We start from the raw sequence: 9,776 nt of genomic DNA, 5'->3' as shown, positions 1-9,776 counted from the left end.
TCTAACAGAGCTTCGGGGCTAAAGCACCCGACTACAGGTGTGAAGGTGCTTGTAGCATGGTCTTTAGGCCATGGAAATGTCTGACAGAACCTCGGGGCTAAAGCACCCGACTACAGGTGTGAAGGTGCTTGTAGCATGGTCTTTAGGCCATGGAAACGTCTAACAGAATCTCGGGGCTAAAGCACCCGACTACAGGAATTACTTAAACTTAAATGATCGCCGCCAATTCTGCGCCTTGTCTAATAGCGCGTTTGGCATCTAATTCAGCGGCTACATCGGCACCACCAATAACATGCACGGTCATTCCGGCATCTAGTAAACTATTTTCTAAATCACGGAACGGAAGTTGTCCTGCACAGATTATGATGTTGTCTACTGCCAACAGTTTAGGCTTTTCGCTTATTTTGATATGCAATCCATCATCGTCGATTTTGTCATAGCTTACCGAATTGATCATATTCACTTTATGATGGGCAAGAGAGGTGCGGTGGATCCAACCGGTAGTTTTACCTAAACCAGCGCCCACTTTTGTGTCCTTTCGTTGCAATAAATAGACTTCTTTATCTGTTGGTGTGATCTTTGGCGGCATCAAAGCACCGGGGTTGGCGTAACTTTTATCAATTCCCCAGTGAGTCAGCCATTTATCCAAGTCAGTGGTGAGGTGTTCGTGTTCAACCAAGTATTCCGCCACATCAAAGCCAATTCCTCCAGCGCCAATAATCGCTACTCGTTTTCCTACTGGCTTGTGATCCCGCAATACGTCCAAATAACTCATGACAGTAGAATGTTCAATGCCAGGAATATCCAACTGGCGGGGTTTGATGCCAGTAGCCATGACTATTTCCCTAAAGCCTTGCTCCTTTAGCAGTATCGCATCAGCTGTTGTATTAAGGTGTAAGTTCACCCCTAAGACTTCAATTCTTCGCGCGTAATAGCGCAGGGTCTCATAAAACTCTTCCTTACCAGGAATTTGCTTTGCATAGTTAAATTGACCGCCAATTTCAGACGATTTTTCAAATAGATGTACCTGGTGTCCCCGTTCTGCTGCATAAGTGGCAAAGGCTAGGCCGGCAGGGCCCGCGCCAATCACAGCAAGCTTTTTAGGTTCTGCTACAGTATTGAAAATAAGCTCGGTTTCATAACATGCTTGTGGATTCACTAAGCAACTTGCTCGTTTTTGCGCAAAAGCATGGTCTAAGCAGGCTTGATTACACGCAATACAGGTATTGATTTGGTCGGATTCATTGTTCATGGCTTTGGCTACAAAGTCTGGATCAGCTAAGAAAGGTCTGGCCATGGAAACCATATCCGCATCTCCATTTGCCAGAACAGATTCTGCTACTTCTGGGGTATTTATGCGATTGGTGGTGATAAGTGGAATGTTGACCTCGGATTTTAGACGTTTTGTTACCCAAGTGAATGCTGCCCTAGGGACAGAAGTGGAAATTGTGGGAATACGTGCTTCATGCCAACCTATTCCAGTATTGATTATGCTTGCCCCGGCTTTTTCTATTTCCTTGGCCAAATACACCACCTCTTCCCAAGGAGCCCCGCCTTCGACTAAATCGATCATTGAGAGTCGATATATAATGATAAAGTTTTCACCCACTTTTTGACGAGTTTGCTTTACGGTCTCGATAGCCAAACGGGCTCTATTTTCGAGACTTCCGCCCCATTCATCGTCGCGATGGTTGGTGCGTTCACAGAAAAACTGGTTTATCAGGTAGCCTTCTGAACCCATAATTTCGACACCGTCATAACCTGCTAATTGGGCGTAACTGGCACTGTTGGCGTAATCTTTGATGGTGCTGTACACACCTTTTGATGAAAGTGATCTTGGTTTAAAAGGAGAAATAGGCGCTTTTACTGCCGAGGCAGATACATTCAAAGGATGGTAACCATAACGACCTGAATGGAGTATCTGCATACAAATCTTTCCCCCGTGAGCATGCACCGCATCAGTCACTACCTTATGTTTTTTGGCGTGTCGACGGCTACTAATACGTCCTGCGAAAGGAGCAAGCCACCCCGCAATATTAGGGCTTACGCCTCCTGTTACTATCAATCCTACGCCACCCTCAGCACGCTTAGCGTAAAACGCGGCTAGTTTTTCAAAGCCGCCTTTTTCTTCCTCCAGCCCAAGATGCATGGAACCCATTAAGGTGCGATTTTTTAATGTGGTGAAACCGAGATCTAAAGGGGCTAATAAATGTGGAAATACTGAGGGTGTTGTCATATCGTTGTCCTTAATTCTTATTCGCCAAGAGTAGAACGCATATTGCTGATGTGCAACCATTAGGGCTCAAGCGCCAACGTCTGCTCTCAAATTAAAGTGTTGAATCTAGTATGAGTCAAAGTTATCAAAGTGCACTATTGGAAATCTTGAAAGGGTACTTTCAAGATGAAAATCTGCATAAAGTAGAATCAATACAGACCTTATGGAGTGGATATGGGGAAATCGCTCGCTATTGGGTTCCGTCTATGCGGCTCAATTATGTAATAAAGGTGGTTAATCCCAATACTCATTCTCAACATCCAAGAGGTTGGAATACCTCTTTTTCTCATCAACGTAAATTAAATTCTTATCAAAATGAACAAACCTTTTATGATAAATATAGTGGACTAACTGACCAATACTGTCGTCTTCCTAAGTGCATTGCGTCGGGTGAAAGTCAACAACTACGCTGGTTAATTATGGAAGATTTAGACGCCAGTGGTTTTACTTATCGATGTAGTGACGCGTCTTTAGAACTAGTCAAACTAGGCGTGCGTTGGCTGGCCTATTTCCATGCTCGTTTTTTAAATCAAGCTACACCCGAGCTTTGGCCAATGGGTACCTATTGGCATCTTAATACTCGTCCAGATGAATATCAAAAGATGCCCGAAGGCCGATTAAAAGATGCCGCCACTGAACTCGACCAGCAACTCAATTTGGCTAGCTATCAAACTCTTTTACACGGCGATGCCAAGCTGGCTAATTTTTGTTTTTCAGCTCAGCAAACAGATATCGCCGCAGTAGACTTTCAATATGTCGGACGAGGGGTAGGGGTTAAAGATTTGGCATATTTTTTGGGTAGTTGTTTTTTTCAAGAAGGGTTATTCCAACACGCAGACATGCTGTTAGATAGTTACTTTGGTCACCTTAAAAAGGCGATTTCTCACTATCAAATAAATTGTAATTTTGAGCACTTAGAAGAGCAGTGGAGAGCTTTGTATCCTTTGGCTTGGGCTGATTTTGAACGTTTTTTAAGTGGTTGGGCAACGGAACATTACAAGCGCAATGACTTCATGCAAAAACAAACAGAATTGGCGTTGATGTTGTTAGATAAGCATAAACCCAGCCGCTAACCCCGTCATGGCAATTACCAACCAACGATACTGTTTGTCTGGTACCCGTTTGACAATTTGAATACCCGTATAAATTCCAAATGCAATGAAGGGTAAGCCTAATAAATTTAAACCCAATGAGTTTACACTAATGGTCTCCCACGACCAAATATGAAAAGGCACCTTAAATAAGTTAATAATGAGAAAGAACCATGCGGCAGTACCAATATATTCATTTTTAGGTAGACGCATACTTAATAAATACAGGGCCATTACCGAACCTGCCAAATTTCCAATCATGGTTGTAAAACCACCTAACGTGCCCATTAAAATTGCAAACCAAGCATAGTCAGGTATTTTTTCTTTATTGTTCGTTTCCATCCACAGCATAATGCCCAGGCTGGCTATTATGATATACCCCATGACTTGCTTAAACATTTCATCATCAATGCTGTTACCGATTAAAGTTGCAACTATTACTCCGATGGCAGCGGATGGAAATAATTTAATTAAGAAGCTCCAGTTAGCATGGCGGTGATAATATTTTACTGCAAATAAGTCTGCCATTATTAGCATTGGTAACATTAAACCAGTGGATGTTTTAGCACCAAAAATTAACGCCAAAATAGGGACTGCGAACATTGAAATTCCATGTACCCCAGCTTTTGCCAAGCCGATAAAAAACGCCACTAAAAATAGCAAGCCAAGTTGATTAAAGCTTAGTGAATAGGAAAAGAACTCAAACATTGAGTCGACAGCTATTGAGTTTTGTTGCAATTAAAAACAAATTAATCATCCAAGTTTGCAGTGCAGCAAGGGCTTGCAGCTATTGTCTAGTTTACTATTGAAGTGGAGTAGATTGAATCAGTGGTCGCTAAATTGTCAAATGTTTTATGATTAAACAGTTGAGCGGTTATCGAAGCATTGCTATTGGGTATTTTTTAATGGCGCATAAAAAACGACGGCTTTCTATCTTAGTTTTAAAATTTTGGTGTAATCGATACTAGCGCAAGTCTAATTCAATTTTTGTTGGTTTGAAATCATCCCTATTTACCTAAAACTCCTCGATAATTGACTAACTAAGCTAGTTAAGTTTGGGGTGGTAAACATGGGTGTCCATGATATTTGTTTTATGGCTGTCCATGTTACTTTTGTGGGTGTCCATGTTACTTGATGTTACTTGTTCACACGTTCGCATGCATGCCTGTCCAGGTTCGCATGCCTAAAACTCCTCGATAATTGACTAACCAAGCTAGTTAAGTTTGGGGTGGTAAACATGGGTGTCCATGATATTTTTATGATATTTGTTGCATGCCTGTCCACGTTCGCAGAGTGTATAAACAAAGCCAAGTTATTACAGGGGTTGTAAGAAATAAAAAACGGCCAACTGGTGGCCGTTTTTATGCATCGTTTAAGCTGTATCTCTTACATCTTTTTCGCCTAAACCTTAGGTTCAGGTATTCTAATCCAGCCTTCCATTAAGATCCTGGCACTGCGACTCATAACGGCTTTTTCAACTTGCCATTTGCCTTCCTGAAGCACCGCTTTTGCCCCAACCCGCAGAGTACCTGAAGGATGACCAAAACATACCGACTCAAGTTCTCCGCCGCCAGCGGCTAGATTCACTAGAGTACCGGGTATGGCTGCTGCTGTACCTATTGCTACCGCAGCGGTGCCCATCATTGCATGGTGTAGTTTGCCCATGGAAAGTGCGCGAACCGACAAATCTATTTCTGATTGAGCGACGGTTTTACCGCTTGATGCCAAGTAATCTGCTGGTGGCGCAACAAAAGCGACTTTTGGTGTATGTTGTCGTTGTGCAGCTTGTTCCAGGTTATCAATTAAGCCCATTTTCAGTGCGCCATGGGCACGAATAGTTTCGAATTTAATTAACGCGTCGCTATTACTATTGATGGCGTCTTGCAGTTCGGTACCTTGATAACCTAATTCTTGAGCATTCAAAAATATGGTTGGAATACCAGCGTTGATAAGGGTGGCATTCAGTTTACCCACACCTGGGACATCCAATATTTCAGACACCTCTCCGGTTGGGAACATATCACCTTCACCATCGGCGGGATCAATAAACTCAACCGGTATTTCAGCGGCTGGAAATGTTACTCCATCTAACTCAAAGTCGCCGAGCTCTTGCACTTGGCCGTCACACATTGGAACATGGGCAATAATGGTTTTTTGAATATTAACCTGCCATATTTTGATGGTGACTAAACCATTTTCAACCAGCTTTTCAGCAGGAATTAACCCTGCGTGAATCGCAAAAGGGCCAACGGCTGCAGACAAATTACCGCAATTTCCAGACCAATCAACAAAGGCTTTGTCAATGGCAACTTGGCCAAACAAATAATCTACATCGTGGTCTGCTTGTTGGCTTTTAGACACTATCACGGTTTTACTGGTACTAGAGGTGGCGCCACCCATGCCATCGGTTTGTTTACCGTAGGGATCTGGACTGCCAATGGTACGCATCAACAAAGCATCTCGATATGCACCGGCTGATTGGGCCGGTTGGGGCAGATCTGCAAGGTTGAAAAATACACCCTTACTAGTCCCGCCGCGCATGTAAGTGGCGGGAACCTTTATTTGTTGAGGGAAGCGACTCATTGAGCTTGTCCTTCTGACTCCAAAAAGTCTTGAGCAAAACGTTGCAACACACCACCAGCTTCATAAATTGACACTTCTTCTGCTGTGTCTAAACGACAATTCACGGGCACTTCTACTGTTTCACCTGTCGTTCTGGTTATTACTAAGGTTAGTGATGCACCAGGTTGACGCTCGCCTTTCACATCGAATAACTCACTACCATCGATATTCAGTGTTTTCCGTGTAGTGCCTGCTTCAAACTCTAGGGGCAACACACCCATACCGATCAGGTTGGTACGGTGAATACGCTCGAAGCCTTCAGCGACTATCACTTCAACACCGGCTAATCGCACGCCTTTGGCAGCCCAGTCACGAGATGAACCCTGCCCGTAATCCGCTCCAGCTATAATAATTAGCGGTTGTTTGCGTTGCATGTAGGTTTCTATTGCTTCCCACATGCGTACGGTTTGACCTTCAGGCTCAAGTCGAGTCAGTGAACCCTGTTTGACTTCACCGTTTTCGATCACCATTTCATTTAACAATTTGGGGTTAGCAAAGGTTGCTCGTTGCGCCGTTAAATGGTCGCCCCTGTGTGTTGCATAGGAGTTGAAATCCACTTCTGGCACATCCATTGACAGCAAATATTCGCCAGCGGCACTGTCAGCTAAAATGGCATTGGAAGGTGAAAGGTGGTCTGTGGTTATGTTGTCGCCAAGTACCGCTAAAGCTCGCATGCCTTTCATGGTGCGCTCTGCTGCCAACGCGCCTTCCCAATAAGGAGGACGACGGATATAAGTACTCTTAGGACGCCATTCGTACAGTGGATCAATGTCTTCACCATAATCCACAGTCAAATCAAACATGGGATCATAGACTTTCTTAAATTGTTCCGGTTTGACGCTTTTAGCCACTATGGCATCGATTTCTTCATCCGTTGGCCATAAGTCTTTTAAGGTAATTGGATTACCTTGGGCATCGGTTCCTAATACGTCTTTTTCAATATCAAATCGAATAGTACCGGCAATTGCGTATGCAACCACTAGTGGTGGAGACGCCAAGAATGCTTGTTTAGCGTAAGGGTGAATACGGCCATCGAAGTTGCGGTTGCCAGATAGTACCGCTGTAGAATATAAATCGCGGTCGATAACTTCTTTTTGAATTTTAGGATCTAAGGCACCACTCATACCGTTACAAGTTGTACAGGCAAAACCGACGATGCCGAAACCTAATTTTTCTAATTCCGGCAGCAAATTAGAGTCTTCTAAGTACAATTGCACTGCTTTCGAGCCAGGTGCTAATGAGGTTTTCACCCAAGGTTTACGAGTCAGTCCCAGCTTGTTTGCATTTCTAGCCACCAGACCCGCAGCAATCACGTTTCTAGGGTTACTGGTATTTGTACAACTGGTAATTGCAGCGATGATGACCGCACCATCTGGCATTAGATCACCGTCGTGTTCAACCGTGCCTGAAATACCTTCAGCGGCTAAATCACTGGTAGAAACCCGGCGGTGAGGATTTGAAGGTCCCGCGATATTGCGACCAACAGATGACAAGTTAAAGGTTAATACTCGCTCGTATTTCGCTTTTGTCAGGGTGTCAGCCCATAAACCTGCTTGCTTGGCGTAGTTTTCCACAAGTTCAACTTGTGCCTCATCGCGGCCTGTTAGTTTGAGATAATCGATGGTCTTATCATCGATATAGAACATGGCAGCTGATGCGCCAAATTCAGGAGTCATATTCGAGATAGTAGCGCGATCGCCAAGGGTTAAGTCTGATGCGCCTTCGCCGAAGAACTCTAAATAAGACGATACAACGCGTTCTTTACGTAAGAATTCAGTAATGGCTAACACAATATCGGTAGCCGTGATGCCTGGCTGGCGTTTACCGGTTAGCTCAACACCAATAATATCAGGAAGACGCATATATGAAGCGCGTCCTAACATGACACTTTCGGCTTCTAATCCGCCTACACCCAAAGCAATTACACCTAAGGCGTCAACATGGGGAGTATGGCTGTCTGTTCCTACTAGGGTATCGGGGAAAGCAACGCCGTCACGGGCGTGCACAACGGGAGACATTTTTTCCAAATTAATTTGATGCATGATGCCGTTTCCAGGCGGAATCACATCAATATTTTTAAAGGCTGTTTTAGTCCAGTTGATAAAGTGAAAACGATCTTCGTTCCTGCGATCTTCAATGGCGCGGTTTTGTTCGAACGCATCGGGTTCAAAACCTGCGTGCTCTACGGCTAAAGAATGGTCCACTATCAATTGCGTCGGAACCACAGGGTTAACTTTGGAAGGATCGCCACCTTTTAAAGCAATGGCATCGCGTAGTCCGGCTAAATCGACTAATGCGGTTTGCCCTAAAATATCGTGACAAACCACTCGAGCTGGATACCAAGGAAAATCTAAATCTTGTTTGCGTTCGATGATTTGTTCGAGTGCAGCGTTGAGTTTTTCAGGCTCACATCGTCGAACTAAATTTTCGGCCAATACACGGGAAGTGTAGGGGAGTGTCTCGTAAGCGCCTGGCTTTATTGCGTCTACCGCTTCTTGGGTATCGAAATAATCTAGTTTAGAACCAGGAAGGCGTTTTCTATATTGCGTATTCATATTTTTCTACCTTGCTGTTGCGTGAGTAGAGTGGGCATATTAGATGCCCACTTATTGATTGCCTGGAATCGGAAAGCTTTATCGTTGACTAATCGGGGTCACTTTGCGAGGTTCTTCGCCGATGTAGTCCGCACTAGGTCTGATGATGCGGTTATTCGATCTTTGTTCCATCACGTGTGCAGCCCAGCCTGTTAAGCGAGAGCATACAAAAATGGGGGTAAACAATTTAGTTGGGATCCCCATGAAGTGATAAGCCGAAGCATGGAAGAAGTCGGCATTACAAAACAGCTTTTTGGTGTCCCACATAAACTCTTCACAAGCCACTGAGATGTGATACAAACTTGAATCGCCAAACTCTTTTCCAAGTTTTTCTGACCAAGCTTTGATGATGACATTACGAGGATCTGATTCACGATAAATGGCATGTCCGAAACCCATGATCTTTTCTTTATTTGCCAACATCTCTGCCATTTTAGTTTTGGCATCGTCTGGTGAACTGAATTTTTGAATCATATCCATAGCCGCTTCATTGGCACCACCGTGCAATGGACCACGTAAAGTACCAATTGCACCGGTAATACATGAGAACATGTCAGATAAAGTCGAGGCACAAACTCTTGCTGTAAAAGTAGAAGCATTGAATTCATGCTCTGCATACAAAATTAACGACACGTCCATTACGCGGCGATGCAGTTCAGACGGGTCTTTATCGGTTAACAGCTTTAAGAAGTGACCGGCGATTGAATCTTGATCACTGGTACAATCAATTTCAACATTGTCATGACTATAGCGATACCAATAACACATAATTGCTGGAAAGGCCGCGAGTAGTCTGTCTGCACTTTCTTGTTGTTGGCTAAAATCTTCTTCAGGTTCTAAGTTACCTAAGAAAGAACAACCTGTGCGCATTACGTCCATCGGATGAGTATCGGCAGGAATTAGTTTTAATACTTCTTTTAAGGCGTCTGGCAAATCACGCTTCGCGAACAATTGCGCGTTATATTCTTGCAATTGTGCTTCGGTGGGTAATTCCCCTTTAAATAACAAATATGCAACTTCTTCAAAGGTGGCATTGTCTGCTAAATCAGATACATCGTAGCCGCGATAGGTTAAACCAGAGCCTGATTTACCAACTGTGCACAATGCGGTTTCACCTGCGCTTTGACCGCGAAGGCCGGCACCACTTAGTTTTTTGTCAACCATGATAGAGTCCTGTTTTATGTATTAAAAAAT

The 9,776-nt window shown here is 43.9% G+C and carries 6 protein-coding genes; 1 reads left to right on the top strand and 5 read right to left on the bottom strand.

Going from position 1 to position 9,776, the window contains the following annotated elements:
- Window positions 1-208: 208 nt before the first annotated feature.
- On the bottom strand, window positions 209-2,236 hold the full coding sequence (locus tag Q4574_RS20430) for an NADPH-dependent 2,4-dienoyl-CoA reductase (protein WP_303477291.1): 2,028 nt from the start codon (window positions 2,234-2,236) through the stop codon (window positions 209-211).
- Between the two features lie 110 nt (window positions 2,237-2,346).
- On the opposite strand from Q4574_RS20430, the gene Q4574_RS20425 reads away from it, so the two are divergent.
- A complete protein-coding gene (locus tag Q4574_RS20425; protein WP_303477289.1) occupies window positions 2,347-3,348 on the top strand; it encodes a phosphotransferase in 1,002 nt (333 codons plus the stop codon).
- On the opposite strand, the gene Q4574_RS20420 is transcribed toward Q4574_RS20425, so the two are convergent.
- The 4 genes from Q4574_RS20420 to prpC form a co-directional block, all read right to left on the bottom strand.
- Complete coding sequence (locus Q4574_RS20420) at window positions 3,322-4,074, bottom strand: sulfite exporter TauE/SafE family protein (RefSeq protein ID WP_303477287.1); 753 nt, start codon at window positions 4,072-4,074, stop codon at window positions 3,322-3,324. The two genes, Q4574_RS20425 and Q4574_RS20420, sit on opposite strands and share 27 nt — an antisense overlap.
- A gap of 693 nt (window positions 4,075-4,767) precedes the next feature.
- Entirely contained in the window at window positions 4,768-5,949 is a 1,182-nt protein-coding gene (gene prpF / locus Q4574_RS20415; protein WP_303477284.1) for a 2-methylaconitate cis-trans isomerase PrpF, read from the bottom strand.
- Window positions 5,946-8,543 carry a Fe/S-dependent 2-methylisocitrate dehydratase AcnD gene (gene acnD / locus Q4574_RS20410; RefSeq protein WP_303477282.1) on the bottom strand — a complete coding sequence of 866 codons (2,598 nt, stop codon included), beginning with the start codon at window positions 8,541-8,543 and terminating at the stop codon, window positions 5,946-5,948. Before acnD ends, prpF begins: the two co-directional genes overlap by 4 nt.
- A 78-nt stretch (window positions 8,544-8,621) precedes the next feature.
- On the bottom strand, window positions 8,622-9,746 hold the full coding sequence (gene prpC / locus Q4574_RS20405) for a 2-methylcitrate synthase (protein WP_303477279.1): 1,125 nt from the start codon (window positions 9,744-9,746) through the stop codon (window positions 8,622-8,624).
- Between the last annotated feature and the right edge of the window lie 30 nt (window positions 9,747-9,776).

Source organism: Aliiglaciecola sp. 3_MG-2023 (assembly GCF_030548205.1).
GTDB lineage: Bacteria > Pseudomonadota > Gammaproteobacteria > Enterobacterales > Alteromonadaceae > Aliiglaciecola.
The sequence above is the reverse complement of the archived record's forward strand: the minus strand, read 5'-3'. Positions and strand labels throughout refer to the sequence as shown.